Annotated in this window: 24 protein-coding genes; 10 read left to right on the top strand and 14 right to left on the bottom strand. The window is 65.1% G+C overall.

Translation table 11 applies throughout. The features are described 5' to 3' along the window. The first annotated feature begins 25 nt into the window (after positions 1-25). Positions 26-502: an EF-hand domain-containing protein gene (locus tag ACYQ0L_RS01125; protein ID WP_459787088.1), complete on the top strand. Its 477-nt coding sequence runs from the start codon at positions 26-28 to the stop codon at positions 500-502. On the opposite strand, the gene trmFO is transcribed toward ACYQ0L_RS01125, so the two are convergent. After that, the gene (trmFO, locus tag ACYQ0L_RS01130; protein WP_459788003.1) at positions 499-1,881 is read right to left on the bottom strand and encodes a methylenetetrahydrofolate--tRNA-(uracil(54)-C(5))-methyltransferase (FADH(2)-oxidizing) TrmFO; all 1,383 of its coding nucleotides are present in this window, start codon (positions 1,879-1,881) and stop codon (positions 499-501) included. The two genes, ACYQ0L_RS01125 and trmFO, sit on opposite strands and share 4 nt — an antisense overlap. A 79-nt stretch (positions 1,882-1,960) precedes the next feature. Between trmFO and ACYQ0L_RS01135 the strand changes: the two genes are divergently transcribed. After that, entirely contained in the window at positions 1,961-2,605 is a 645-nt protein-coding gene (locus tag ACYQ0L_RS01135; protein ID WP_459787089.1) for a lysoplasmalogenase family protein, read from the top strand. A gap of 3 nt (positions 2,606-2,608) precedes the next feature. Here ACYQ0L_RS01135 and gyrA read toward each other — a convergent pair whose 3' ends face one another. Further along, entirely contained in the window at positions 2,609-5,434 is a 2,826-nt protein-coding gene (gyrA, locus tag ACYQ0L_RS01140; RefSeq protein ID WP_459787090.1) for a DNA gyrase subunit A, read from the bottom strand. 302 nt (positions 5,435-5,736) lie between these two features. Between gyrA and ACYQ0L_RS01145 the strand changes: the two genes are divergently transcribed. Beyond that, a complete protein-coding gene (locus ACYQ0L_RS01145; RefSeq protein ID WP_459787091.1) occupies positions 5,737-7,035 on the top strand; it encodes a hypothetical protein in 1,299 nt (432 codons plus the stop codon). Between the two features lie 72 nt (positions 7,036-7,107). Here the strand turns inward: ACYQ0L_RS01145 and ACYQ0L_RS01150 are convergent, their stop codons facing one another. Further along, on the bottom strand, positions 7,108-7,833 hold the full coding sequence (locus ACYQ0L_RS01150; RefSeq protein WP_459787092.1) for an NYN domain-containing protein: 726 nt from the start codon (positions 7,831-7,833) through the stop codon (positions 7,108-7,110). A 109-nt stretch (positions 7,834-7,942) separates the two neighbouring features. Here ACYQ0L_RS01150 and lipA point away from each other — a divergent pair, with 109 nt between their 5' ends. Both lipA and ACYQ0L_RS01160 read left to right on the top strand, forming a co-directional pair. Then, positions 7,943-8,899 carry a lipoyl synthase gene (lipA, locus tag ACYQ0L_RS01155; protein WP_459787093.1) on the top strand — a complete coding sequence of 319 codons (957 nt, stop codon included), beginning with the start codon at positions 7,943-7,945 and terminating at the stop codon, positions 8,897-8,899. Further along, positions 8,899-9,357 carry a type II toxin-antitoxin system RatA family toxin gene (locus tag ACYQ0L_RS01160; RefSeq protein ID WP_459787094.1) on the top strand — a complete coding sequence of 153 codons (459 nt, stop codon included), beginning with the start codon at positions 8,899-8,901 and terminating at the stop codon, positions 9,355-9,357. Before lipA ends, ACYQ0L_RS01160 begins: the two co-directional genes overlap by 1 nt. On the opposite strand, the gene ACYQ0L_RS01165 is transcribed toward ACYQ0L_RS01160, so the two are convergent. Genes ACYQ0L_RS01165 through ACYQ0L_RS01175 form a run of 3 tightly spaced genes read right to left on the bottom strand, consistent with a single transcriptional unit; the run spans position 9,318 to position 11,550 of the window. Next, on the bottom strand, positions 9,318-9,818 hold the full coding sequence (locus tag ACYQ0L_RS01165) for a CinA family protein (RefSeq protein ID WP_459787095.1): 501 nt from the start codon (positions 9,816-9,818) through the stop codon (positions 9,318-9,320). The two genes, ACYQ0L_RS01160 and ACYQ0L_RS01165, sit on opposite strands and share 40 nt — an antisense overlap. Beyond that, the gene (locus ACYQ0L_RS01170) at positions 9,815-10,384 is read right to left on the bottom strand and encodes a hypothetical protein (protein WP_459787096.1); all 570 of its coding nucleotides are present in this window, start codon (positions 10,382-10,384) and stop codon (positions 9,815-9,817) included. Before ACYQ0L_RS01170 ends, ACYQ0L_RS01165 begins: the two co-directional genes overlap by 4 nt. Continuing rightward, positions 10,381-11,550 (bottom strand): bifunctional 2-C-methyl-D-erythritol 4-phosphate cytidylyltransferase/2-C-methyl-D-erythritol 2,4-cyclodiphosphate synthase, encoded by a 1,170-nt coding sequence (locus tag ACYQ0L_RS01175; protein WP_459787097.1) that lies wholly within the window; start codon positions 11,548-11,550, stop codon positions 10,381-10,383. Before ACYQ0L_RS01175 ends, ACYQ0L_RS01170 begins: the two co-directional genes overlap by 4 nt. Before the next feature lie 60 nt (positions 11,551-11,610). Here ACYQ0L_RS01175 and dusB point away from each other — a divergent pair, with 60 nt between their 5' ends. The 5 genes from dusB (at position 11,611) to hflX (ending at position 18,572) form a co-directional block, all read left to right on the top strand. After that, entirely contained in the window at positions 11,611-12,630 is a 1,020-nt protein-coding gene (gene dusB, locus ACYQ0L_RS01180; protein ID WP_459787098.1) for a tRNA dihydrouridine synthase DusB, read from the top strand. Between the two features lie 116 nt (positions 12,631-12,746). Beyond that, positions 12,747-14,966, top strand: a complete 2,220-nt coding sequence (locus ACYQ0L_RS01185; protein ID WP_459787099.1) for a sensor histidine kinase — start codon at positions 12,747-12,749, stop codon at positions 14,964-14,966. A 28-nt stretch (positions 14,967-14,994) separates the two neighbouring features. Continuing rightward, positions 14,995-16,374: a nitrogen assimilation response regulator NtrX gene (gene ntrX / locus ACYQ0L_RS01190; protein WP_459787100.1), complete on the top strand. Its 1,380-nt coding sequence runs from the start codon at positions 14,995-14,997 to the stop codon at positions 16,372-16,374. Between the two features lie 207 nt (positions 16,375-16,581). Further along, a complete protein-coding gene (gene hfq, locus ACYQ0L_RS01195) occupies positions 16,582-17,193 on the top strand; it encodes an RNA chaperone Hfq (protein WP_459787101.1) in 612 nt (203 codons plus the stop codon). Positions 17,194-17,234: 41 nt separating this feature from the next. Further along, complete coding sequence (gene hflX / locus ACYQ0L_RS01200; protein ID WP_459787102.1) at positions 17,235-18,572, top strand: GTPase HflX; 1,338 nt, start codon at positions 17,235-17,237, stop codon at positions 18,570-18,572. Here the strand turns inward: hflX and mazG are convergent. The 8 genes from mazG to ACYQ0L_RS01240 form a co-directional block, all read right to left on the bottom strand. Further along, complete coding sequence (gene mazG / locus ACYQ0L_RS01205; protein WP_459787103.1) at positions 18,558-19,340, bottom strand: nucleoside triphosphate pyrophosphohydrolase; 783 nt, start codon at positions 19,338-19,340, stop codon at positions 18,558-18,560. The genes hflX and mazG overlap by 15 nt on opposite strands. Before the next feature lie 133 nt (positions 19,341-19,473). Continuing rightward, positions 19,474-19,641 carry a hypothetical protein gene (locus tag ACYQ0L_RS01210; protein ID WP_459787104.1) on the bottom strand — a complete coding sequence of 56 codons (168 nt, stop codon included), beginning with the start codon at positions 19,639-19,641 and terminating at the stop codon, positions 19,474-19,476. After that, the gene (locus tag ACYQ0L_RS01215; protein WP_459787105.1) at positions 19,638-20,405 is read right to left on the bottom strand and encodes an MBL fold metallo-hydrolase; all 768 of its coding nucleotides are present in this window, start codon (positions 20,403-20,405) and stop codon (positions 19,638-19,640) included. Before ACYQ0L_RS01215 ends, ACYQ0L_RS01210 begins: the two co-directional genes overlap by 4 nt. Then, positions 20,402-21,184: a TatD family hydrolase gene (locus tag ACYQ0L_RS01220; protein WP_459787106.1), complete on the bottom strand. Its 783-nt coding sequence runs from the start codon at positions 21,182-21,184 to the stop codon at positions 20,402-20,404. The genes ACYQ0L_RS01215 and ACYQ0L_RS01220 overlap by 4 nt, the downstream gene beginning before the upstream one ends. After that, positions 21,184-22,758: a methionine--tRNA ligase gene (metG, locus tag ACYQ0L_RS01225; protein ID WP_459787107.1), complete on the bottom strand. Its 1,575-nt coding sequence runs from the start codon at positions 22,756-22,758 to the stop codon at positions 21,184-21,186. Before metG ends, ACYQ0L_RS01220 begins: the two co-directional genes overlap by 1 nt. Beyond that, complete coding sequence (locus ACYQ0L_RS01230; RefSeq protein WP_459787108.1) at positions 22,751-23,710, bottom strand: DNA polymerase III subunit delta'; 960 nt, start codon at positions 23,708-23,710, stop codon at positions 22,751-22,753. Before ACYQ0L_RS01230 ends, metG begins: the two co-directional genes overlap by 8 nt. Beyond that, positions 23,707-24,366 carry a dTMP kinase gene (gene tmk, locus ACYQ0L_RS01235; protein ID WP_459787109.1) on the bottom strand — a complete coding sequence of 220 codons (660 nt, stop codon included), beginning with the start codon at positions 24,364-24,366 and terminating at the stop codon, positions 23,707-23,709. The genes ACYQ0L_RS01230 and tmk overlap by 4 nt, the downstream gene beginning before the upstream one ends. Continuing rightward, positions 24,363-25,466, bottom strand: coding sequence for a D-alanyl-D-alanine carboxypeptidase family protein (locus tag ACYQ0L_RS01240; RefSeq protein ID WP_459787110.1), 1,104 nt, complete (start codon positions 25,464-25,466; stop codon positions 24,363-24,365). Before ACYQ0L_RS01240 ends, tmk begins: the two co-directional genes overlap by 4 nt. Between the last annotated feature and the right edge of the window lie 68 nt (positions 25,467-25,534).

Here is a 25,534-nt window from a genome sequence, read left to right on the forward strand (position 1 = left end):
GCGAACAGGGCGGGGGGATACGCCGATGAAGGGACAGGGGCTGGACCGTCTGGTGCTGGGAACGGTGCTGGGCCTCGCAATGGCCGGGATCGGCCTCTTCTGGTGGCAGGGGCGCGCCCAGGTGGAGGAAGCCGCACCGCCTCCGCCCGAGCCGGTCGAACTTCCGGCCGAGCCGACCCTGCCACAGGCCGATGTCGCGGACATGACGGGCCCCGCGCCGCCGCAGGCGACCGAGCTCACTCGCGAAGAGCGCCGCTTCTTCCGCTATGATCGCAACCGCGACCGCAAGATCACCCGCAACGAAATGCTCTCCAGCCGGACCGACGCGTTCCGCAAGCTCGACAGGGACGGTAACAACCTGCTGACCTTCGAAGAATGGGCGGTCGCCACGGCGGAGCGGTTCGATGGCGCCGACGCGGATGGCGACCGGGTGCTGAGCCAGGCCGAGTTCGCGACCACCGCACCCAGCCGCAAGCCGAAAAAGCCGCGCTGCAGCTGCTAGGCGGGCACGCGCTCGCGCGCCGCAAGCCAGTCACCCAGATCCGCCTTTGCGCGGCTCGTATAGGCTTCCTTGCGCTGCTTCTTCTTCACCTCGTGCAGCGGCGGGAAGAGGCCGAAATTGACGTTCATCGGCTGGAAGGTGTCGGCCTCCGCATCGCCAGTGACGTGGCTTAGCAGCGCACCCAGCGCGGTGGTGGCGGGGGGTAGGGTCCAGTCTTCCCCACGATGCTCCGCCGCGGCCATCAGGCCTGCCATCAGACCGATTGCCGAACTTTCGACATAGCCTTCGCACCCGGTGATCTGCCCGGCGAAGCGGATATGCCCCGCGTTCTTGAGCCTCAGCTGCCGGTCGAGCACGAGCGGAGAATTGATGAAGGTGTTGCGGTGCAGCCCGCCCAGCCGCGCGAACTCGGCATTCTCGAGCCCCGGAATGGTGCGGAACAGCTCCACCTGCGCGCCGTATTTGAGCTTGGTCTGGAAGCCGACCATGTTCCACAGCGTGCCGTGCTTGTTGTCCTGCCGCAGCTGGACGACCGCATAGGGCCAGCGGCCCTGCGGATGCTCTTCGGTGGTGTCGTAGGGATTATCGAGCCCGACGCCCTTCATCGGGCCGTAGCGCAGGGTCTCGATCCCGCGCTCCGCCATCACCTCGATCGGCATGCAGCCGTCGAAATAGGGGGTGTCTGCCTCCCATTGCTTGAATTCGGTCTTTTCGCCGTCGACCAGCGCCTGCACGAAGGTTTCGTACTGCTCCTTCGTCATCGGGCAGTTGATGTAGTCGCCATCCTCGTTGCTCGCCTCGGTCCGCTTGTTCCAGCGGCTCTGGATCCAGCACTTGCTCATGTCGATCGAATCGCGATGGACGATCGGGGCGATCGCATCGAAGAACGCCAGACGGTCCTCACCGGTCGCCTCGACGATGCTGCCCGCCAGTGTCTGCGCGGTCAGCGGACCGGTCGCGACGATAGTGAGGCCCGCGTCGGGCAGGGTATCGATCCGCTCGCGCACGATCTCGATATTCGGATGGTTCGCCAGCGTGCGCTCGACCTCTTCGGAGAACACATCGCGATCGACCGCCATCGCCGATCCGGCCGGAACCCGGGCTTTCTCGCCCGCCGCCATCACGATGGAGTCGAGGCGGCGCATCTCGTCGTGCAGCAGGCCGACCGCGTTCTTGTCGCTGTCGTCGGAGCGGAAGGAGTTGGAACAGACCAGTTCGGCCAGCCCGTCGGTCTGGTGTGCGGGCGTCATCTCGCCGCCACGCTCTTCGGGGGCGCCCCGCATCTCGGAGAGGCGCACCTTCAGCCCGGCCTGCGCCAGTTGCCACGCCGCTTCGCTGCCTGCGAGGCCGCCACCGATGATGTGTATGTCGTATTTCATCCCGCGCACGTAGTCGCTGGCCGACGAAAGTTCAAAGGACGGTAGCGGGTCGATCGTCCGCGCGTTAGACGATGCCGCCATGCCGCGCCGCGCCCTTGTCCAGAGTCGCCCCTGGTTTGCCCTGAGCCTGCTTGCTGCGATCGTCTTCCCCTTCGCGGAGGACACCGCGCTGGGCGGCGTCTGGTTGATGCTTCTCAAGACAAGCGCGGTCGGCTTTCTCGCGCTCTATGCCGCGCAACGCGCCAAGGGACTTAGGGCGGGGTTGTTCGTTTCGGCACTGGCGCTGAGTGCGCAGGGCGATTTCGCGATAGAATTGTCCTTCACCGCCGGAGGCATCGCCTTCCTTGCCAGCCACATCTGCGCGATCCTGTTCTATCGCCGCTACCTGCGCCCGGAGCCGAGCGTGACGGCCACCTGGGGCACGCTCGTCCTGCTGGTGGCCGTGCCGGCTGTCTCGTGGTGGCTCAGCGGCGATATGTTCGTCGCGCTCTACAGCGTCGGGCTGGGCGGTATGGCGATGGCCGCATGGCTCAGCCTGTTCCCGCAATGGCGGGTCGGGCTGGGCGCGCTGCTGTTCGTCGTCTCGGACTGGCTGATCTTCAGCCGCCTCGGGCCGTACGACCTTGCCCCGGTCCCCGACCTGCTGATCTGGCCGTGCTACTATATCGGCCAGTTGCTGATCGCGACCGGGGTGGTCCAGACGCTCCGCCGGTTTCGGCGCTAACGCCTACACGTCGGTCGGCGTCGGATCGTCGCGGTCGAGCGTGGTGTGCGGGCTGGTGGTCTGATCCTCGCGCGCCATGCGCTCGTCCATGATTGCCGCCTCCGCGTCGTTCTCGGGATCGGCATCCTCGTCGATCCGCGCCGCGCCGACGATATGCTCGCCCTTGGCGACGTCGAACACCTTCACGCCCGAAGAGCCACGACCGTAGATCGACCAGCCCTTGTGGTTCTCGAACCCGTCGGGGATGAGATGGCGGAAATCGATCGGCAGGCGGATCAGCTTGGCCTGATCGGTCACCAGCATCAGCTGCATGCCGTGACGCACGGGGAAGCTGGCCACCACGGGCCCGTTGCGGCTCGCGTCGCTCGGCTCGCCGATATTGGTGATGCCCTGGCCCCCGCGGCCGATCGTGCGATATTCGTAGGCCGAGGATATCTTGCCGTAGCCATTCGCGGTGAGGGTCAGGATGAACTCCTCGTTCTCTTCCATCGCCTGCGCCAGATCGGCGTCGAGCGTGTGGTCGGTGTCGTTGTTCTTCCACACCGCACCGCGCAGATACGCCTCGCGCGTCTCCATGTCGTGGCTGAGCGGATGAAGCACCGCGAGGCTGACGACCTTGTCGCCTTCCTTCAGCTTCATGCCCCGAACGCCGATGCCGGTGCGGCTCTTGGTCTCGCGCGCGTCGGTGGCGGCGAAGCGGATCGCCTTGCCCGCGTCGGAGGCGAGGAAGATTTCCTGCTCCTCGTTCAACAGACGCACCCCGATCAGCCGGTCGCCGCTGCCTTCGACGAAGCCCATCGCGTATTTCCCGTTCGACGGGATGTTCGTGAAGGCATCCATCGAATTGCGGCGGACCATGCCCTGTTCGGTCGCGAAGACGATGTTGAGCTTGCTCCACTCGGCCTCGTCCTGCGGCAGGGGAAGCACGTTGGTCACGCGCTCGTCCTCGCCCAGCGGCAGCAGGTTGACCATCGGGCGGCCCTTGGTGGTCGGGCTACCTTCGGGCAGTTTCCAGACCTTGAGGCGATAGACGCGGCCTTCGCTGGTGAAGAACAGCACCGGATTGTGCGTGCTGGTGACGAACATCTCGACCACCGCATCCTCGTCCTTCGTCGCCATCGAGCTGCGGCCCTTGCCGCCGCGCGCCTGCGCACGGAAGGCGTGCAAGGGCGTGCGCTTGATGTAACCGCCGTGGGTGACGGTGACGACCATGTCTTCCTGCTCGATCAGGTCTTCGTCGTCGACGCCGTCCCACGCAGGTGCGATCTCGGACATGCGCGGCGTCGCGTACTGATCGCGGATGGCCTGCAATTCCTCGCGCATGACCTGGTACAGCTTGCGCCGGTCGGCGAGGATCGAAAGGTAGTATTCGATCTGGGTCGCCAGTTCCTTCAGCTCGTCGCCGATCTCGTCGCGGCCGAGTGCGGTCAGGCGGTGCAGCCGCAGGTCGAGGATCGCCTTCACCTGCCGTTCGGACAGGCGATAGGTCCCGCCATGCTCGTCCGAGGACGGCTCGATCGCTTCGACCAGCGCGATATACTGCGCGATGTCGCCGATCGGCCATTCCTTGCGCAGCAGCTTTCCGCGCGCTTCGGCGGGGTTGGAGGCGCCGCGGATGATCGCCACGACCTCGTCGAGGTTCGAGACCGCGACCACCAGGCCGAGCAAGATATGCGCCCGGTCGCGCGCCTTGTTCAGTTCGAACTTGGTGCGCCGCGTGATGACCTGTTCGCGGAACTGGATGAACGCCTGGATGATGTCGCGCAGGGACAGGACTTCAGGCCGCCCGCCACGGATCGCGAGCATGTTGGCCGGGAAGCTCGCCTGCGCCGGGGAATAGCGCCACAGCTGGTTGAGCACGACCTCGGGCGAGGCATCGCGCTTCAGGTCCACGACGACGCGCACGCCCTCGCGGCTGGATTCGTCGCGGATGTCCGAAATGCCTTCGATCCGCTTTTCCTTCGCGGCATCGGCGATCCGCTCGACCAGCATGTTCTTGCCGACCTGATAGGGAATCGAGGTAAGCACGATGCTCTGCCGGTCGTTGCGGCCGGTCTCGATCTCGTGCCGCGCGCGCATCATGATCGAACCGCGCCCGGTCAGGTAGGCGGAGCGAGCGCCGGACTGGCCCAGGATCAGCGGCGCGGTGGGGAAATCGGGGCCGGGGATGTATTCGATCAGCTCTTCCGACGTGATACCGGGATTGGCCATGTAGGCCATGCAGCCGTCGATCACTTCGCCAAGATTATGCGGCGGAACATTGGTGGCCATGCCGACCGCGATCCCGCCCGCGCCATTGACCAGCAGGTTGGGGAAGCCGGCGGGCAGGACGGTCGGCTCTTCGCGCGAACCGTCATAGTTCTCTGCGAAATCGACGGTGTCCTTGTCGAGATCGTCGAGCAGGGCATTGGCGACCTTTTCCAGCCGCGCCTCGGTATAACGCATCGAGGCGGGCGGATCGGGGTCCATGCTGCCGAAGTTGCCCTGGCCGTCGATCAGCGGAACCCGCATCGACCAGCTCTGCGTCATGCGTGCGAGCGCGTCGTAGATCGCGCTGTCGCCGTGGGGGTGGTAGTTACCCATCACGTCGCCGACGATCTTGGCGCTCTTGCGGTAGGGCCGCCCGGCGACGAAGCCGCCTTCCTGGCTGGCGAAGAGAATGCGGCGATGGACCGGCTTCAGACCGTCGCGCACATCGGGCAGGGCGCGGCTCACGATCACGCTCATCGCGTAATCGAGATAGCTCGTCTTCATCTCATCGACGATGTCGATGCGGTCGTACTCGCCCATGGGGCTGGGCGGGCTCAGGGTGTCGGTATCGTCGCTCAAGGAAAATCCGCTCTTTTGTAATTTTAGCGACCGCTCTGCGGCGGGGTGCCGGGAAGGTTAGGGGAAAGCCGCCACAGGTGCCAGCAACTGCGCTGCAAGATGGGGGATGCGAACGTGTTTTTCCACATTTTCCGCCACTTTAGGCCGCGGATTTCCTGTCCGTGCCATTCAAGCGGCGTTCAACGCACATGACGCACTGTCTGGACGTTCGCGAGGCACTATCGCATGGGCCGCGCGTTATTCCCATAACACAAGCACTATCCGGTTTGCGCGTCGACGCGCGACCCCAACAGGAGAGACACATGGCAACCTTCACACGAACTTCGCGGAAAGCCTCGCGCCTCGCGCTCGCAGCGGCGCTCATGGGTGCCGGCGCGCTCGGCGTGGCTGGCCTCGGCACGCCCGCGGTCGCTCAGAAGAAGGACAAGCAGGAAACCAAGGCGAAGTATTCCGAAGGCTTCGTCAAGGCGTTCGGCCCGATCGACGAGGCCGTGAAGGGTGAAAACCCCGATTATGCCGCGCTGCTGACGCAGGCGCGCGCCGCCCAGAGCTCGATCGAAACGGGCGCGGATCGCTTCGCGTTCGGCAGCACGCTCGAAAAGATCGGCGCGCAGACCAAAGATACCGCGGTGCGCCGCGAAGGTATGGAAATGATGCTGGAAAGCGGTCTCGTTCCGCCCGAAGCCCTGCCGCAATATACCTATATCGCAGGCCAGCTTGCCTTCAATGACGAAGACTATCTCGTCGCACGCGAGCGGGTGCAGAAGGCGCTGGAACTGGGTTACGAAGATCCGCAGGCCGAAACCCTGATCGCCGCCACCTTCACTCGCACCGACGATTCGCAAGGCGCTCTTCGCTACTACGCGCAGCAGATCAACACCCAGGTCGGCGCGGGCCAGAAGCCCAGCGAGGATTCCCTCAAGCGCGCGTTCCAGATCGCTGCGAACAACGACTATCTCGACGATGCGTCGGCCTTCGCAAGGCTGCTGGTCGAATATTATCCAAGCGAGATCTATTGGGCCAATGCGATCGCGATGGAGCGTAATTCGGCCCGCTATACCGAAGCCGAACTGCTGGATCTGATGCGGCTGCTGCGCACCACGGGGGGGATGAGCAATGCACGCGACTACGCCGATTACATCGACGCCGCGAACTACCGCAGGCTTCCTGCCGAAGTCTCGGCGGTGGCAAACGAAGGGGTGAGTGCCGGCGTGTTGCAGTCGGGCGATACCTTCGTGCGTGAAGCGATGACCGAATCGGAGAACCGCATTTCGGGGCTGCGCTCCGACCTCGCCGAGCTTGAGCGCGATGCCAGGGCTTCGGGTGCGGAGGCGAGCCTGGCGCTGGCCACGGGTGACGTCTATCTGAACTTCGATGAGCCGTCCAAGGCGGCCGAGCTGTACGAAGTCGCGCTCTCGCGCCCGGGGGTCGAAACGGCCACCGCGCTGACGCGCCTCGGCATCGCTCAGGTCAAGATGGGCGACTATGCCGCTGCGCAGGCGACGCTCGACAAGGTCGACGGCAATCGCAAGAACATTGCCGACCTGTGGGCGAGCTATGCCAAGCAGCAGGCTTCCGGTTCCGCGACCGTCGCGGGCTAATCGCTCACTTTTCTTCGGGGAACCCAATGCTGGCGGCGCGGAAAGGGATGCCTTTCCGCGCCGCCTTTGCGTTCAGCGCAGGCGCTTGACGTAAACCTGGTTGTCGCCGCGCGTTTCGACGGCGAAATTGTCGAACGTATCGAACATTTCCTTCAGGCTTTTGAAGCCGTAGTTGCGAACGTCGAAGCTGGACCGGTTGCCCGCGATCTGGCCGAGCTGGGAGAGGCGCGCGAAGCCGCCTTCGCCCTTCGCTTCGGAATAGGCGGCGGTGATCAGTTCGAGCAGGTCGTCGTCGACCACGTCGGAAACGATCGCGGACCCCTTCTTGCGCTCGTTCGAACGGTCTGCCGCATTGGTCGCGATCAGCTTGCGGATGTCGATGAAGCGCGTGCACACCGACTGGAAGGCCATAGGCGTCTTGGCTTCACCGAAACCGTAGACGACGATCCCGTCCTGCCGCAGGCGCGTGACCAGCGGGGTGAAATCGCTGTCCGAGGTCATGATGCCGAACCCGTCGACCTTGCCCTGGTACAGGAGGTCGATCGCATCGATGGTCATCGCCATGTCGGTCGCGTTCTTGCCGCGCGTTACATCGAACTGCTGCTGCGGGCGGATGCCGAACTTGTTGGTGATCTTGTCCCAGCGCGAAAGGTTGTCCTTCGCGAAATTCCCGTAGGCGCGGCGGATATTGACCTGCCCCAGCTCCGCCATGACGGTCAGCACGGGGTCGATACCGTCGGGCGTCGTGTTGTCGGCGTCGATCAGCAGGGCGATGTTTTTGAGGGTTGTGTCAGACATGCCCCGCACATGGGCGAGCGGACGCGGGCTGGCAAGGCACGGCTTCATTACCTCGCAAGCGTGGCGCGGCCCATTGCCTCGCAGCGGTGCGGGCCCTAGATGGCGCTGCATGAACGATCTGTCCTCCGCACCCGCCCCGGAAGAGAACCGCGCCCCGCGTGCACGCAAGCCTGACTGGATCCGGGTGAAAGCCCCGGTGAGCAAGGGCTATCAGGAAACGCGCCGCCTGATGCGCGATCTCGGCCTCAACACCGTGTGCGAGGAGGCGGCCTGCCCCAATATCGGCGAGTGTTGGGAGAAGAAGCACGCCACCGTCATGATCCTGGGCGATGTCTGCACCCGCGCCTGCGCGTTCTGCAACGTCAAGACCGGGATGCCGCGCCTCGTCGATCCGATGGAGCCGGAAAACGTCGCCATTGCAGCGGGGAAGATGGGTCTTGAACACATCGTCATCACCAGCGTGGACCGCGACGACCTGCCCGACGGCGGGGCGGGCCAGTTCGTCAAGGTGATCCAGGCGCTGCGGCGCGAAACCCCCGGCACCACGATCGAAATCCTGACCCCCGATTTCCGCGGCAAGATGCGCCCCGCGATCGAGGCGATCTGCGAAGCGGGCCCGGACGTGTTCAACCACAATCTGGAAACCGTGCCGCGGCTCTATCCCACGATCCGCCCCGGGGCGCGATACTACGCCTCGCTTCGCCTGCTTGAAGAAGTGAAGGTGCACGATCCGCTGATCTTCACCAAGTCCGGCATCATGCTGGGGCTGGGCGAACAGCGGCTGGAAGTGCATCAGGTGATGGACGACATGCGCAGCGCGGGCGTCGATTTCATCACGATGGGCCAGTATCTCCAGCCGACGCCCAGACACGCCAAGGTCGAGGATTTCGTGACCCCCAAGGCGTTCGACGCGTTCGGTTCGATCGCGCGCGCCAAGGGCTTCCTGCAGGTCGCATCGAGCCCGCTCACCCGCTCGAGCTATCACGCGGGCGACGATTTCGCGCAGATGAAGGCCGCCCGCGAAGAGCGTCTGGCCCGTGAGGCTGCACGCGCCGAGGCTGGCTGATGCCCGGCATCCACCAGAAGCGCACGCTGCCCTACACGCCGGAGCAGATGTACGACCTCGTCGCGGACGTGAAGGCCTATCCCGAGTTCCTGCCGTGGGTGATCGCGACCCGGATCAAGTCCGACAGCGAAACAGAAATGGTTGCCGACATGGTGGTGGGCTTCAAGGCGATCCGTGAGAAGTTCACCTCGCGGGTCGAGAAGCACCGGCCCGAGGCGATCAATGTCCACTATGTCGACGGTCCGCTCAGCGATCTCGACAACGACTGGAATTTCAGGGCGGTGGAGGGTGGCTGCGAGATCGACTTCCGGGTCGATTTCACCTTCAAGAACAGGATTTTCGAGGCGCTTGCCGGGGCCTATTTCGACCGTGCCTTTCGCCGCATGATGACCGCTTTCGAAGAGCGCGCGCGCGACCTTTACGGCAGCAGCAGCTCCAGCGCGCAAAGCGTCGCCTGACGGCGGATTTCGCCTCGGCCAAGGTCGCCGAACGACCTGAGTTCGCCCTCCGGTTCGCCATCATCGCCGCGCCGTGCGCGGGCGAAGACCACCGTGCCGACCGGCTTGGTGGCGGTTCCGCCGCCGGGCCCAGCCACTCCGCTTATCGCCACTGCGATATCCGCATCGCTGTTCGCGAGTGCGCCCTGTGCCATCGCCCACACGCATGCGATGGAGACCGCCCCGAAGGTTTCGATAATGTCCTGCGAGACGTCGAGCAGTTCGATCTTGGCTTCGTTCGAATAGGTCACGAAGCCACGGTCGAGGACCGAGGATGAGCCGGAAATCTCGGTGAGCGCACCGCACACCAGCCCGCCCGTGCAGCTTTCTGCCACCGCGACCTTGCGTCCCGCATCGCGATTTGCCGCGACGACGCGGGTGGCGAGTTCGATGACATCGTCGGGGAGGAGCGAATCGGTCATTGCGCGGGGCAGATCTGCAACTTGTCGTCGCCGTCGGCAACCAGGCCGAGGATGGTCGACATCAGACCGCCATAGTTTTCAGGCGGGAGGGGGGCGAGCAGTGGCAGCACCGCCTCGATATCGCCACAGGTTGCAGGCTTGATCTCTTCGGCAATCATCTGGGTCGCCATGGCATCGACGAAGGGGCGCAATTCCTCGCCCTTCATCTCCATGAGCATCTCGACCACACCGCTCATGTAAGGCTTCGCCTCCTGCGCGCCCTCGCTGTTCTTGCTGCTCTCGCTTTCGATGAAGCCGAACAGAATACGTCGCATTCCCGGCCATGCCTCATCGCGCAATGGCTCGAAGCGCTGTCCGAGTTCGGCACTTTCGCCGAGAACGAAGCTGTCTTCCTGCAGCACTTTGGCGCACTTCGTCCGCAATCCGTCGAGGAACAGCGGCATGGCATAGGTCGTCGCATCCGCGAGATCTGCCCGCGCAATGCACTGCGGACCCTGCGCCATCACCGGTTGCGAGAGCGCGAGGAACGCGGCCGCAGCGGCAAGCGATCGAGTGGCGATCTTCATGCGAAATCTTCCCTGACAAGCGTTGCCGTGGCCTGCGCGGCAATACCTTCCCCGCGCCCCGTAAAGCCGAGCTTTTCGGTCGTCGTCGCTTTTACGCTTACCGCGTCGGCCTGAACAGCCGCCAATTCGGCGATCTTTTCACGCATCGCGTCCTTGTGCGGGCCGATCTTCGGCGCTTCGCAGATGATTGTCAGGTCCAGATTGCCGATCCGGTAGCCCGCCTCGCTCGCCAGCGAGACCGCGTGGGCGAGGAACTGGCCTGAGGATGCCCCCCGCCACCGCTCGTCGCTGGGCGGGAAATGCGTGCCGATGTCGCCGTTGCCGATCGCGCCGAGAACCGCGTCGACCAGCGCGTGTAGTGCCACATCGGCGTCGCTGTGCCCGGCAAGGCCCTTGTCGTGATCGATCTTCAGCCCGCCGAGCCACAGCTCCTCGCCTTCGGCAAGGCGATGAACGTCGAACCCGGTTCCGGTCCGTACGGGAGGTGCCTGCATCGCGAAATCCTCTGCGAAGGTAAGTTTGGCGAGCCGTTCGTCGCCCGCCACGAGGGCCACGGTGCCGCCATTCGAACGCAGGACCTGCGCATCGTCGGTCGGCTCGCTGGCGTCGTCCCACGCCCGGTGGGCGTGCAGGATGTCGGCATAGCGAAAGCCCTGCGGCGTCTGCACGCGGGCAAGGGCGGCGCGATCTTCCTGGCCGGTCATCACCCCATCCCTGGACCGCGCGATGGTGTCCACCACCGGCATTGCGGGAATGGCGCCGGGATGATCGTCCAGCGCGGCGAGCACGCGGTCGATCACCGGATGGGGCAGGGTGGGGCGCGCGGCGTCGTGGATCAGCACACGCTCCGGCGCGTCGCCTGCCAGTGCTTCCAGCCCTGCGGAAACCGAGGCGCGGCGGGTGTCGCCGCCATCGACGAGGATGATCGAGTCGAGCCCCGCCAGAGCGTCGCGGGCGCGATCGGCCGCATCGGAGGCGATCGCGACCACCAGCGGCTCGGCCCCGGCGGCCAGCAGCGCTACTGCCGAATGGCGCAGCACGGCCTTGCCGCGCCAGCGGACATATTGTTTCGGGATCGCCTGTCCGGCGCGGGTGCCGGTGCCCGCCGCGACGATGATCGCGGCGAAACGCGCCGGGTTTGCGGGAGTGTGACGGAGGTTGGCCATCGGTGCCGGGGCTACGCGCTTGCGGGAGGCGCGGCAATCCACTATTTGGCGCGCTTCCCCATGCTTGAAGTTCCAACCCCTCCCTCGGCTCCGAAGCCGATCGCCATCGGTGACGTGCGCGTCGCAACGCCCGTGATTCTTGCGCCCATGACCGGCGTAACGGACATGCCTTTCCGCACGCTGGTGCGTCGCTATGGCTCCGGCCTCAACGTGACCGAGATGATCGCCAGCGAGGCTGCGATCCGTGAGACTCGCCAGAGTGTCCAGAAAGCCGCGTGGGACCGGATCGAGGAACCGGTCAGCATGCAGCTGGTCGGCTGCGATCCGGCGAGCATGGCCGAGGCTGCGAAATTGCAGGAAAGCAACGGCGCGGCGATCATCGACATCAATTTCGGCTGCCCGGTGCGCAAGGTCGTCGGCCAGCTGGCGGGCAGCGCGCTGATGCGCGAGGTGCCGCTGGCGACCAAGCTGATGGAAGCGACGGTCAAGGCGGTCGATGTGCCGGTGACCGTGAAGATGCGCATGGGCTGGGATCACGCCAGCCTCAATGCGCCCGAACTGGCGCGGATTGCGGAGGATCTGGGTGTGAAGATGATCACCGTCCACGGCCGCACGCGCAACCAGATGTACAAGGGCAGCGCCGACTGGTCCTTCATCGCCAAGGTGAAGGAGGCGGTGAACATTCCCGTGATCGTCAACGGCGATATCTGTTCGATCGACGATGCGGCACAGGCGCTGGAGCAATCGGGTGCGGACGGGCTGATGATCGGGCGCGGTGCCTATGGCCGCCCATGGCTGCTCGGCCAGGTGATGCACTGGTGGCAGACGGGAGAGAAGCGGGCCGATCCGCCGCTGAACGAGCAATATGCCGTCGTGGTGGAGCATTTCCGCCGGATGCTCGACCACTACACCCCCGAAGTCGGGGTGAAGATCGCGCGCAAGCATCTGGGCTGGTACGTGAAAGGTCTCTACGGCTCGTCCGAGTTCCGCAAGGCGGTCAACTTCATCGACGATCCGGCGCAGGTACTGGGCGAGATCGAGCGCTTCTACGAGCCGTTTCTGGTACGCAGCGCTGCCTGAGCCACGGCACGCCCGTCCGCAAATCTGCGAAGCGTTGCCGATTTGCGACGCGAGGTGCGCGGTGCCGGGGTTTGTAACTTGTATTCCGGCAACAGCGATGTTGTAACTTCGCAACGATGACGGTTTCCACGACAAGGACGATACGCGGTTCGAGATTCGCGCGCAGGCTCGTCGTGGTCTCGCGCCGCGCCAACCTGTTCGGCTGGCTCGAGATCGGCGCGGCCGTCGCCCTCGCGATCATGGTATTCGCCACGTGGACGGCCTTTACCGGCACGGCGGAAGGGGAGACGAGCCTGCTGCCCACGCAACAGGTTTCCATCCTGCTGGTCGGCACGCTCCTGCCGGCCATGGCCCTGCTGGTGCTGCTGGGCCGCAGGCTGGCCTTGCGGCGCGCTGCGGGCAGCACGGCCCGGCTCCACGTGCGCCTCGTTTTCGTGTTTTCCCTCATCGCTGCCGTGCCGACGTTGCTGGTGGCGGTGTTTGCTGCCGTACTGTTCCAGTCGGGCGTGGACTTCTGGTTTTCCAGTAGTTCGCGCGGCCTGTTCGAAAATACCAACAGGCTGGCCGAAGGCTTCTTTCAGCAGAACCAGCTGGAGGTTTCGCAGGAAACGCGGACGATGGCGGGGGACATGCTCTACCTGCTTCAGGGGCGTCAGGCCGCCGACCTGGCCGATCGCGACTTCCTCGAAGACTACACCTACCAGATGCAAGCCCGCGAGATCAGCGAAAGCGCCATTCTTCAGGCATTCGACAATGGAACCGTGAACACGGCAGTGGCGATCGGCCTGGTCGAAGGAAACGATCCGGCGAAGGTTGGCGAGCGCGCGATCCCGCGCCTGAACGAAGGCGAGACCGACGTGGTCTACGCCAATGAGGAGCGGATCGAGGCGGTGACCCCGATCGACCGGACGGCGGGTATCTACCTCTACAATGCCCGCAACGTGGAGGTGTTGTCGTTCAACAACTTCCAACAAGCCACCGATATCATGGCGCAGTATCAGCAGCTTACGCAAAGGGCGCGCGCGCTCCAGCTGCGTTTCAACCTCGCGCTGTTCTTCGTCAGCCTCGCGCTGGTCGGCTTCGCCGTGTGGTTCGCGCTGCGCTTTGCCGACCGGCAGGTGGAACCGCTGACCGATCTCGTCGCGGCCGCGCGCAAGGTGGGGGCGGGCAATTTCTCCCTGCGCATCGAAGGGCGCACCGGGGCGGACGAGATCGGCCTGCTCAACCGCGCCTTCAACCGAATGACCGCCCAGCTCGAAGCGCAGACCGACGATCTGATGCAGGCCAACCGCCAGCTGGAAGAGCGGCGCGCCTTCATCGAAGCGGTGCTCGAATCGATGAGTGCGGGCATCGTCTCGATCGACCGCGACGGGGTGATCCAGTTGATGAACACCTCGGCCCGCACGCTGCTGTTCGACGACGAGGAGAGCGAAGGGCGGGGCAGGGCCTTTGCCGGCGTCGCGCCCCAGATTGCGGCACTGCTGGAACAGGGGGCGCGCAGCGGGATCGTAACCGTCAACAAGGGGGCGGACCTGTTGACCCTCGCGGTGCGGATCGCGCCCGCCACCGGCGGCCATGTTATCACCTTCGAGGATATTACCCGCCAGCTGCTCGACCAACGCCGGGCGGCATGGTCCGATGTGGCGCGGCGGATCGCGCACGAAATCAAGAACCCGCTCACTCCGATCCAGCTCGCGACCGAGCGCCTGAAGCGCCGTTATCGCAAGCAGGTGGTCGAGGACGGCGAGCTGTTCGACGAGCTGACCAGCACCATCGTGCGGCAGGTCGGTGCCCTGCGCACGATGGTGGACGAATTTTCCTCCTTCGCGCGGCTGCCCAAGCCGGTTTTCCGGGACGAGGACGCACTCGATCTCGTGCGGCAGGCGGTCTTCCTGCAGGAGGTGGCGCATCAGGACATCGCCTTCGGCCTCGAGACGCCGGGCGGCCAGATCTCTCTCAGCTGCGATAGGCACCAGTTCGGCCAGGCGATGACCAACGTACTGAAGAACGCGGTCGAGGCGGTCCAGGCACGCGCCGCCGAAGAGGGCGAGGGTTTTGCCGGTCGGATCGGAGTGACGATTTCGCCGGACGAGGACTTTGTGGACGTCTGCGTCGCCGACAATGGTGTAGGCCTGCCGGCCGACCGCGACCGGATTGCCGAACCTTACGTGACGACACGTGAGAAGGGCACCGGGCTCGGCCTCGCGATCGTCAGCAAGATCGTAGAGGAACACGGGGGCGAAATGACCTTTGCGCCCGTTGCGGAAGGGGGGACCGAGGTGGTCTTGCGCTTCGCCCGAGACCCCGAACCTGCGGCGGAGGACACGGCCGCATGATCCAATTGCACCAAACGAGGAGACGCTGATGGCGCTCGATATTCTGGTTGTCGACGACGAACGCGACATCCGCGAGCTGGTTTCCGGCGTGCTGAGCGATGAAGGCTACGAATGCCGGACGGCAGGCGACAGCGACACCGCGCTGCGCATGGTCGACGAACGCCGGCCCAGCCTCGTCCTGCTCGACGTGTGGCTCCACGGAAGCCCGATGGACGGGCTCGAGGTGCTCGATGCGATCAAGGCGCGCGAGCCCGAGCTGCCGGTCATCATCTTCTCCGGCCACGGCAATATCGACACCGCCGTCTCCGCCGTCAGCCGCGGGGCGATGGATTTCATCGAAAAGCCCTTCGAGACCGAGCGGCTGATCCTGCTGGTCGAACGGGCGACCGAGACCGAACGGCTGCGGCGCGAAAACACGCGGCTCAAGCAGGACAATAGCGGGGCAGGGGAGGAGTTTACCGGCAATTCCGCACCCGTGAACCAGGTCCGCGCGACGCTGAAACGCGTCGCCAATACCGGCAGCAGGGTGCTGATCAGCGGGCCGGCCGGGTCGGGCAAGGAGGTCGCGGCCCGCCTGCTGCACAGCTGGAGCCAGCGGGCATCGGGGGCCTTCGTCATCGTCAATTCGGCGCGGATCACCTCCGAGCGGTTCGAACAGGAGCTGTTCGGGGAAGAAGCGGACGGCAAGCTGGTGCGGCCCGGCCTGCTGGAGACGGCCGATGGCGGGACACTGTATCTCGACGAGGTGGCCGACATGCCGCTGTCGACGCAGGCGCGGATCCTGCGTGTGCTGACCGAGCAGAGCTTCGTGCGCGTCGGTGGCAACCGGCAGATCGGGGTCGATGTGCGGGTGGTGTCCTCCACCTCGCGCGATTTGCAGAGGGAGATCGAGGAAGGGCGCTTCCGCGAAGACCTGTTCTACCGTCTCAACGTGGTCCCGGTCGAAATCCCGTCGCTGGCCGACCGGCGCGACGATATTCCCGCACTCGCGACGCATTTCTTCGCGCGTTACGCCGCCGAGCAGGGCCTTGCCCCGCCGGAGGTGAGCGAAGAGGCGCTGGCCGCGCTGCAGGCCTACGACTGGCCCGGCAATGTCCGCGAACTGCGCAATGTGGTCGAGCGCACCGTAATCCTGAGCCCGCGAGACAAGATGAACGTGATCGAGCCCGACATGCTGCCGGGCGAAATCACCGAAGGCGGCGGCAAGGGCGGGATCGGCCTTTCCGGCCTGATGGGCGTCCCCCTGCGCGAGGCGCGCGAGGAGTTCGAACGTGAATATCTCGCCATCCAGATCCGGCGGTTCTCGGGCAATATCTCCAAGACCGCCAGTTTCATCGGGATGGAGCGTTCGGCCTTGCACCGGAAGCTCAAGATCCTGGGGATGACCGATCGCAAGGACGAGGATTGAGATACGGGCGTACGGGTCGTGAACTTGAAGCGCGCGGGCAGGTCTGGCTAAGCCCTTGGCGATGAACGACAAGGCTGCGAGGCCGGAACGCTACGGCGAGGCGCGCATTTTTTTGTTAGCTGTGCGGTTGTCAGCAAGGCAGCAGCACCCGATTTGAGCGACGCGGCAACGCCCATTCTCAGTGCCGCCAAGAACAGGAACAGGGTCATGCCCGAAGGAAAAACGCTCTCGATCCGCACCAAGGCAACGCCAGAGGTCGAACCGGAGGATGCGCCGCGCGTCCGCAAACCGGCGCCGGCACCTGCGCGTGCCAGGGCGAAGAAAGCTCCCGACGACAAGCATCCCGGCCTGCAGGACAGTTTCCTGAACATCCTCCGCCGGGAAAAGGCGGCGGTGACGGTCTTCCTCGTCAAGGGCGTGAAGCTGCAGGGCATCATAACTTGGTTCGACAATTTTTCGCTCCTGCTGCGGCGCGATGGGCAGTCGCAGCTGGTCTACAAGCACGCGATCAGCACGATCATGCCCGCCCAGCCGATGGACGCGGAGCAGTTCTCCAGTCAGGAGGGCGGAAAGAAGCAGCGCCAGCTGCAGGACGTCTTCCTCGGCCGGGTGAGCGAGGCCGAGGTGCAGGTCACCATGTTTCTCGTCAATGGCGTGATGCTGCAGGGCCGGATCGCCGCCTACGACCTTTTTTGCACCCTGCTGGAACGCGATGGTTACGTCCAGCTGGCCTACAAGCACGCCGTTTCCACCATCCAGCCTGCCGAACCGGTCGACCTGAGCGACTGGGAAGATGCCGATGACGGCGACGACGATTGACGGGATACTGCTAGATTTTCGAAGATGACCTTGAAGGCGAGGTGACGCGCGGGGCACGTGCGCTCGTCGTGTGCCCGGACATTCGTGGAGCCGCCCAGGATCTGCCCGCGCAGGAGCGGCTTGCGGAAGCGATCGGCCTTGCCAACGCGATCGGTATTGTGGTCGCCGAAAGCTATATCCAGCCGGTGCGCGACGTGCGTCCGGCAACGCTGTTCGGGGCGGGGCAGGTCGAGAAGATCGCAGCCGACGTGGAACTCTCCGAGGCGGAGCTCGTGATCGTCGATGGTGCGCTCACCGCGATCCAGCAGCGTACGCTCGAAGAGACGATAAAGCGCAAGGTCATCGACCGGACGGGCCTGATCCTTGAGATTTTCGGCGAGCGCGCCGCGACCGCCGAGGGCCGTCTGCAGGTGGAACTCGCCCATCTCGATTATCAAGCGAGCCGTCTGGTGCGCAGCTGGACCCACCTGGAACGTCAGCGCGGCGGCTATGGCTTCCTCGGCGGCCCGGGCGAGACCCAGATCGAAGCCGACCGCCGGATGATCCGCACGCGTATGGCGCGCCTGCGCAAGGAACTGGAACAGGTCCGTAAGACCCGCGCGCTCCATCGCGAGCGCCGGACCCGCGCGCCTTGGCCGGTCATCGCGCTGGTCGGCTATACCAACGCGGGCAAGTCGACCATTTTCAACCGCCTGACGGGCGCCGACGTGATGGCCGAAGACCTGCTGTTCGCCACGCTTGATCCCACCATGCGGGCGATCGGCCTGCCGGGGGTCGAGAAGGCGATCCTGTCCGACACGGTGGGCTTCATCTCCGATCTGCCGACCCAGCTAGTGGCCGCATTCCGCGCCACGCTGGAAGAAGTCACCAATGCCGACCTGATCCTGCACGTGCGCGACATCGCCAACCCGTCGAGCGCGGCGCAGAAGCGCCAGGTGCTCGAGGTGCTGCGCGGTCTGGGCGTCGTCGGCGAAGCGCCCGAAGAGGCGGTGGATGGGGCGAACCAGCCAAGCGTGATCCCGATCCTCGAGGTCTGGAACAAGTGGGACCTGCTGGCCGAGGACGCGCGCGACGACCTTGCCGTGCGGGCGGAAGAAGACGAAGGCGTCGTGCCGCTTTCCGCCGAAACCGGGTTCAACATGGACGCGCTCGAAGCGCGGATTGCGCAGATTCTGACGCGAAGCGCGACGGTGCGTGAATTCGTGCTGCCGGTCTCGGCGGGCCGCGAGATCGCGTGGCTCCATGCGCATGGCGATGTGCTCGAAGAGGAAGAGATCGCCAGCGGGGAAGGGGAGCCGCGCCAGCGCATCCTCGTCCGGCTCGGCCCGAAAGAACTCGGGCAGTTCGAGAGTTTCGACGTCGATTCAGCCGCCGGCTGAGTTCGCCTTTTCGGTTCGCTTTACCGCCTGCCATAGCGCTTCCTGGGCCTCGAGATCGAGCTGCGCGAATTCACCCTCGGCGAGCGTTTCCATCCCGCGGTAGCGCCGTTCGAACTTGTCGTTGGCGGCACGCAGCGCGCCCTCGGGCTGGATGCCGTGGGCGCGGACCAGATTGACCGCCGCAAACAGCAGATCGCCGGCTTCCTCTTCGCGCGTCGCGTCGTCTGCATCGGCCAGCTCGCGCGCTTCTTCCGCCACCTTGGCTGCCGCGCCCGAGGGATCGGGCCAGTCGAAGCCATCGCGCGCAGCGCGTTTCTGTAGCTTTTCCGCGCGCAGAAGCGCGGGAAGGGCGCGGGCGACCCCGTCCATCGCGCTTGCCTGGCCCTTGGCTTCGCGTTCCTGCGCCTTGAGCTCTTCCCACCGGGATTCGTCCATGACGCCATCGGCCGCGCCGAAGATATGCGGATGGCGGGCTTCCATCTTGTCCGAAATGCTCTGCGCGACATCATCGAAGGCGAACAGCCCGCGCTCCTCCGCCATGCGCGCGTGGAACACCACCTGGAGCAGCAGGTCGCCCAGTTCTTCGCGCAGCTCCGCCATGGCGTCACGCTCGATTGCGTCGGCGACCTCGTAGGCCTCCTCGATCGTATAGGGCGCGATCGTCGCGAAATCCTGCGCCAGATCCCACTCGCAGCCGCGTTCGGGATCGCGCAGCCGCGCCATGATGGAAAGCAGGCGGTCGATCTGCGAAGGTTCGGTCTTGCTCATGGCAGGGGCATAGGCTGGCCGAGCCCAAGCGTCAGCACATCCATTAGATGGATAATATATATTATGTTAAATTGCGAATGGGCTCGCGCGGGATCGTGTGCGGCCATCGGCCGCAATGTGGGAAAGCGTGTTCCTAACGCACCATCGTCACGAGCATCATCAGTCCGGTGATGATGACGGCCCAGATCAGTGCGTGGCGAAGCGACGTCTTCCAGTTGAGACCGTGCGACGCGAAAGCCGTGACAGCCAAGACGAGCCAGCCGACCAGCGCGATGGTCTGCACGACCTCGAATTCGTTCATGGCGACACCTGCAGCCCGTCATAACCAACGATGACACCCTTCGGAACTTCGGTCGACAAAGTCTTGTAATCCATGCTTTTATCGAGATGCGTCAGGACAAGCTTACGCACCCCGCAGCGTTTCCCGAGCTCGAGTGCCATTGCGAGGTTCGCATGGGTCGGATGCTCCTCGCGTCGCAGGCAATCGCAGACCAGCACGTCGACGCCATCGAACAGCGTCAGCATCTCGCTGGTTATTTCACTGAAATCAGTGGCATAGCCGATGGACTTGCCGTCGAATCCGAACCTGTAGCCGGTGCTTCTCGCAGGCCCGTGCGGCATGACGCACCAGCCCACGGTGAAGCCCGCGAACAGCCGCAGACGATCGAGCGTCTCCAGCTTCACGATCGTAGGATAACCGTGCTCGCCCGCAAAGACATAGCTGAACCGCGCGCGCAGGCGCCGGACGGTTTCTTCGACGCCATAGCCGGGCAGCGGGCCGCTGCGCCCGTATCGCAGCGCGCGCAGATCGTCGATTCCGTGGCAGTGGTCGGCATGGTCGTGGGTCCAGAAGACGCCGTCGATGCTGTCGATCCCGCACCGCAGGAACTGCTCGCGCAGATCGGGCGGCGTATCGACCAGCAGCCGTGCGCCCTCGTCGTTCTCGATCAGCACGGAAACGCGCGTGCGGCGGTTGCGCGGTTCGGATGGATCGCACGCGCCCCAGTCGCCATTGATGCGCGGGACGCCGGTCGACGTGCCCGAGCCGAGCAGTGTGACCTTCACGCCGTTGCCCGCGTCTTAGCGAACAGCGCGTGGAAATTACGCGTCGTCTGCTCGCCGAGATCCTCCACGCTGGTATCGCGCAAATCCGCCACGAATTGGGCGGTATTGGCGACGTAGGCGGGCTCGCAGGTCTTGCCGCGGTGCGGCACCGGGGCGAGGAAGGGACTGTCGGTTTCAACCAGCAGGCGGTCTGCGGGAATTGTCTTCACGACCTCCTGCAGGTCTTTGGCATTCTTGAAGGTCACGATGCCCGAGATCGAAATCGACAGGCCGAGATCCAGCACGCGCTGGCCGAATGCGGCCGATGCGGTGAAGCAGTGGATGAGGGCGGGATAGCCCCCCTTCCCCATCTCTTCCTCGAGGATCGCGGCGGTATCTTCTTCCGCGTCGCGCGTGTGGATGATCAGCGGCAACCCGGTCAATCGCGCGACGTCGATATGCATGCGGAACAATGCCTTCTGCACGTCGCGATCCGACTTGTCGTAAAAGTAATCGAGCCCGGTCTCGCCGATCCCGACCACCTTGGGGTGCCGGGTCGCCTCCAGCAGCGTTTCGCGCGCCAGGTCGGCATGCTCATCGGCATTGTGCGGATGGATGCCGACACTGGCCCAGACGTCGTCCTCGCGCGCTGCGGTGGCCACGACTTGGTCCCATTCGGCCTGCTTCGTCGAGATGTTGAGAAAACCCTGTACGCCGGCCTCGCGCGCCCGCGTCAGCACTTCGCCCTGGTTGTCGACCAGACCTTCGTATTCGAGATGGCAGTGGCTATCGATCAGCATCAGCCGGCCTCCCCATCTTCCGCAGGCGCCTCCGGCAACTCGAGCCGCGGGAACAGCGGGTCGGGCTTGGGCACGCGGTAGCCGGTGGCGATCAGCGCGCCATACCAGCCCTCGTCCGCCAGATCGGCGTAGCTCCGCGCGTCTTCGGCAATTCCCAGCATGGTCAGCAGGTGGCCTGCCTTCTCCGGAATGACAGGCTGGATCGCTATGGCCAAGTCGCGCAACGCGATGAACAGCGTCTGGAGCACGGTGCGCATCCGCTCCGGATCGGTCTTCTTGAGCGCCCAGGGCGCCTGTTCGTCGACATACTGGTTGCAGGCGTAAACCGCCTTCATCCACGCGTCGATGCCGACAGAAAATGCCAGCTTTTCAAACTCTTCCGGCAAGGACTTGCGAACCGCCGCCTGTACGGTGCCCAGCAGGTCCTTGTCGTCGCCATTCGGCTCGTATGCACCCAGTTCGCCATCGAGGTTCTTGGCGATCATCGAGAGCGTGCGCTGCGCCAGATTGCCGAAACTATTGGCCAGTTCCGCATTGGCGCGTGTGACGATCGCTTCGGGCGAATAGCTGCCGTCCTGCCCGAAGGCGATCTCGCGCATCAGGAAGTAGCGGACGGCATCGACGCCGAACTGGTCGGCGAGCACCATCGGGTCAGTCACGTTGCCGAGCGACTTGCTCTCCTTCTGCCCGCGGTTGAGCAGGAAGCCGTGGCCGAAGACCTGTTTGGGCAGTTCCACGCCCGCGCTCATCAGGAAGGCGGGCCAGTAGACCGTGTGGAAGCGCACGATATCCTTGCCGATCAGGTGCAGGTCAGCGGGCCAGTACTTCCAGTCCGCGCCCTCTTCCGGGTAGCCGAGCCCGCTGATGTAGTTGGTCAGCGCGTCGACCCACACGTACATCACGTGGTCTTCGCTGCCGGGCACCTTTACCCCCCAGTCGAAGCTGGTGCGGCTGACCGAAAGATCGCGCAGTCCACCCTCGACGAAGCGCATCACCTCGTTCCGGCGGCTGTCGGGCTGGATGAAATCGGGCTGCCGATTGTAGAGGTCCAGCAGCTTGTCCTGGTATTTCGAGAGGCGGAAGAACCAGCTTTCCTCCACCGTCCATTCGACCGGAGTGCCCTGCGGGGAAAGCTTCTCCCCGCCCTGCCCCTCAACAAGTTCCTTCTCGTCGTAGAAGGCCTCGTCGCGAACCGAGTACCAGCCCTCGTACCGATCGAGATACAGGTCGCCGCGCTCTTCCATCTTGCGCCACAGCGCCTGGCTGGCGGTGTGGTGATCGGGCTCGGTCGTGCGGATGAAGCGGTCGTAGGAAGTGTTCAGCCGGTCGAACAGGCGCTGGAAATGTGCGCTCATCTCGTCGGCGAGCTCTCGCGGGGTCTTGCCTTCGTCCTGCGCCTTGCGGGCCATTTTGAGCCCGTGCTCGTCGGTGCCGGTCTGGAAGCGCACGTCGCGGCCCTTGAGCCGCTGGAATCGGGCAATGACGTCGGCGGCCACGGTCTCGTAGGCATGGCCGATATGCGGCTTGCCGTTGGGATAGTGGATCGCGGTGGTGATATAGTAGGGATCAGACATTGGCGGTGGCTCTATGCGGGGCAGCCGAGGCGAGCAAGGTGCCGATTTCCATTGCTAGGAAGCCGGGGTCGAAATTGTAGCTTTTCGCCTGGCCTGAAATGGTCACCAGTCGGGCATGCGCATCGACCAGTGCAGGAATGTCGAGACCGTCGGGTTGCTCCAGCTTTTGCGCAAGAACCGTGCGCGCAAGATCCAGCGTCGTCGCGAGCCGCGCACGATCGGGCCGTGCGCCGATTTCCTCGCCCAGCTTGCCGCGCAAGACGAAGTCCGGATCGCCCTCTGCCGCAATTTTGCGCATCAGTGCCTCGGCCGGGCCAAGTTCCTGCGCGAGGAAAGCGATCCCCGCGCCGGGTGCACCGCCGCTCGCCCGCGCCGCAAGCGCGATATCGGCCGGATCGGCCATCTCGTCCTCGGCGCGCAACACCTCTTCCACCCGCGCTGGCGGCAGCGTGTTGAAGCGCAGGATGCGCGCGCGTGAGCGGATCGTGGGGAGCAGCAACCCGGGGCGATGGGTCACCAGCAGGAAGAACGTCCCCTGTGGCGGCTCTTCGAGGCTCTTGAGCAGCGCATTGGCGGCGTTGCGCTCCAGATCGTCCGCCGGGTCGATGATGATCGCGCGCCGGTCGCCAAGGGTCGGGCGGGTGTTGAGCCGCGCCTGCATCGTGCGCACCTGCTCGATCGAGATATTACGCTTGGTCTCGAACGGCTCGCCCTTTTCCTGCTTGCGCGCTTCCTTGTCGTCCTTCGGCAGATGCGTCAGCAGCTGGATGTCGGGGTCGTTCTCCGCAACCGGAGCCTCTCTCCCGATGGCGACCAGTTCGCTCGCCGCGGCGCGTGCGAAGTCATGCTTGCCCAGCCCCCGTCGGCCCGCGAGAATCCACGCGTGGTGCATGCGCGGGCTGGCGAGCGCTGCGCGCCATTCGCGCCACTGGCCTGCGTGGAATTCGTTCACGAAACCGCCGCTAGCAGGGCTTCGACATGCGGCATGATCGCGGCGTGCACCTCGTCCTGCGTGCCCGAGGCATCGATCTGGACAATTGTCTCGTCACCCTGCGCAAGCCCTGCGAAGCCCCGCGCCACATCGCCATGGTAGCGTTCGTTGCGGCCGCCGATGGCATCCGCCTTGTCCCCGTCGCGCCTGCGCAGCCGCTCGGCCACGTCATCTCCCGGCGCTTCGAGCAGGAAGGTGAGGCATGGCGTCAGCCCGCCACTGCCGATCCGGTGCAATTCGCGAACCTCGGCATCGCCGAGCCCCCCCGCGAGGCCCTGGTACGCACGGCTCGACAGGACGAAGCGATCGCACACGACCCACTTGCCTGACAGCAGTGCCGGCTTGATCGCTTTGGCGACATGGTCCGATCGGGCAGCGGCGAACAGCAGGGCTTCGGCCTGCACCTGCCAGCCCGTGCCGGGCGGATCCAGCAGCAGCTTGCGGATCGTTTCCGCACCCGGCGTGCCACCGGGTTCGCGGGTCAGCAGCGAATCGATCCCGCGCTGCGCCAGCGCATCGACCAGACGCTTCGCTTGGGTCGACTTACCAACGCCTTCACCGCCTTCGAACGCGATGAAACGCGCCCTTATCGCTTCTTGGGTGCCGTATTCCTTCATCGCAGCAGCCCCGTAAAGCCGTTGGCTATGCGGCGGAAAATGCCCGCCTCCTCGATGTCCTGCGCGGCATAGAGCGGGACGGTCGAACGCTCCATTCCGGGCACCGCGATTTCCAGCGAGGCGACCGCTTCGCCCTGCCGGATCGGCGCACGCAACGGCCCGTCGTAGCGCACCGTCAGCGTCGGATTGGCATTGTCGCCGCGCGGCATGGCAACGCGGATATCCTGCGCCGCAACGAGCTTCACCTCGGCGACGCTGCCGTTCTGGACCTGCGCGACAGCCGCGGTCTGTCCGCGTTTTGCGAGCAGGCGGCTGTCGAAGGCGGAGAAGCCCCACTCGATGAAGTCGCGCGCTGCGCGATCGCGCTCGTAGCCGCGGTCCGCGCCGGCGACGACCATGACCAGCCGCCGGCCCTCACGCTCGGCCGTGCCGAGGAAGCCGTAGCCTGCCTGGTCGGTGTAGCCGGTCTTCATCCCGTCCGCGCCATCGACGCGGCCGGTGATCGGATCGTGGTTGTCCTGCGCGATGCCATAGGCCTTCAGGCCGCGGCGACCGAAGTAGAAATCGAACTTCTCGGGATGGTGGCGCACGATCTGCTTGGCCAATGTAGCGAGATCCCGCGCGGTGGTGAAGGTGCCCCCCTCGTCCGGCCAGCCATTGGGGGTCGAGAAATAGCTGTCGTGCATGCCGATGCGGTGCGCGGTCGCGTTCATCCGCCCGGTCCAGTTCTCCACACTGCCGGCTGCGCCCTCTGCCAGCACGACCGATGCATCGTTGGCGGAGACGGTCGTGATCCCGATGAGCAGCTGCTGCACCGTGGGCCTGGCGCGCGCGGGCAGGAACAGGGTGGAGCCCTTCTGGTGCCATTCGTCGAAGGTGGCGTCGCGGTAGGGGATGCGCTGGTCGGGCCGCAGCTTGCCGCCGGCCAGCATGTCGAAGGCCACCAGAGTGGTCATCACCTTGGTGATCGATGCCGGGACGAACCGCCGGTCGATATCGCGCGCGTACAGCGTCTGCCCGCTCGAAAGGTCGACCATGTAGGCGATCGGCGCCTGCTCGGGCGTCGGTGGGGCCGGCTCTGCCTGAAGGCCGGCCGGCAAGACGAGTGCCATCGCGGCAAGCAGGGCTGCCGCACGCTGTCGCCTCGCCAATACTCCCGGCAATGTCG

The sequence above is a fragment of the Alteriqipengyuania triglochinis genome, assembly GCF_054655655.1.

Excerpts from the sequence above, each read along its gene's own strand:
- ACYQ0L_RS01125 (WP_459787088.1), top strand. The coding sequence starts at position 26 with ATGAAGGGACAGGGGCTGGACCGTCTGGTGCTGGGAACGGTGCTGGGC.
- trmFO (WP_459788003.1), bottom strand. The coding sequence starts at position 1,881 with ATGAAATACGACATACACATCATCGGTGGCGGCCTCGCAGGCAGCGAA.
- ACYQ0L_RS01135 (WP_459787089.1), top strand. The coding sequence starts at position 1,961 with ATGCCGCGCCGCGCCCTTGTCCAGAGTCGCCCCTGGTTTGCCCTGAGC.
- ACYQ0L_RS01145 (WP_459787091.1), top strand. The coding sequence starts at position 5,737 with ATGGCAACCTTCACACGAACTTCGCGGAAAGCCTCGCGCCTCGCGCTC.
- ACYQ0L_RS01150 (WP_459787092.1), bottom strand. The coding sequence starts at position 7,833 with ATGTCTGACACAACCCTCAAAAACATCGCCCTGCTGATCGACGCCGAC.
- lipA (WP_459787093.1), top strand. The coding sequence starts at position 7,943 with ATGAACGATCTGTCCTCCGCACCCGCCCCGGAAGAGAACCGCGCCCCG.
- ACYQ0L_RS01160 (WP_459787094.1), top strand. The coding sequence starts at position 8,899 with ATGCCCGGCATCCACCAGAAGCGCACGCTGCCCTACACGCCGGAGCAG.
- ACYQ0L_RS01165 (WP_459787095.1), bottom strand. The coding sequence starts at position 9,818 with ATGACCGATTCGCTCCTCCCCGACGATGTCATCGAACTCGCCACCCGC.
- ACYQ0L_RS01170 (WP_459787096.1), bottom strand. The coding sequence starts at position 10,384 with ATGAAGATCGCCACTCGATCGCTTGCCGCTGCGGCCGCGTTCCTCGCG.
- ACYQ0L_RS01175 (WP_459787097.1), bottom strand. The coding sequence starts at position 11,550 with ATGGCCAACCTCCGTCACACTCCCGCAAACCCGGCGCGTTTCGCCGCG.
- dusB (WP_459787098.1), top strand. The coding sequence starts at position 11,611 with ATGCTTGAAGTTCCAACCCCTCCCTCGGCTCCGAAGCCGATCGCCATC.
- ACYQ0L_RS01185 (WP_459787099.1), top strand. The coding sequence starts at position 12,747 with ATGACGGTTTCCACGACAAGGACGATACGCGGTTCGAGATTCGCGCGC.
- ntrX (WP_459787100.1), top strand. The coding sequence starts at position 14,995 with ATGGCGCTCGATATTCTGGTTGTCGACGACGAACGCGACATCCGCGAG.
- hfq (WP_459787101.1), top strand. The coding sequence starts at position 16,582 with ATGCCCGAAGGAAAAACGCTCTCGATCCGCACCAAGGCAACGCCAGAG.
- mazG (WP_459787103.1), bottom strand. The coding sequence starts at position 19,340 with ATGAGCAAGACCGAACCTTCGCAGATCGACCGCCTGCTTTCCATCATG.
- ACYQ0L_RS01210 (WP_459787104.1), bottom strand. The coding sequence starts at position 19,641 with ATGAACGAATTCGAGGTCGTGCAGACCATCGCGCTGGTCGGCTGGCTC.
- ACYQ0L_RS01220 (WP_459787106.1), bottom strand. The coding sequence starts at position 21,184 with ATGCTGATCGATAGCCACTGCCATCTCGAATACGAAGGTCTGGTCGAC.
- metG (WP_459787107.1), bottom strand. The coding sequence starts at position 22,758 with ATGTCTGATCCCTACTATATCACCACCGCGATCCACTATCCCAACGGC.
- tmk (WP_459787109.1), bottom strand. The coding sequence starts at position 24,366 with ATGAAGGAATACGGCACCCAAGAAGCGATAAGGGCGCGTTTCATCGCG.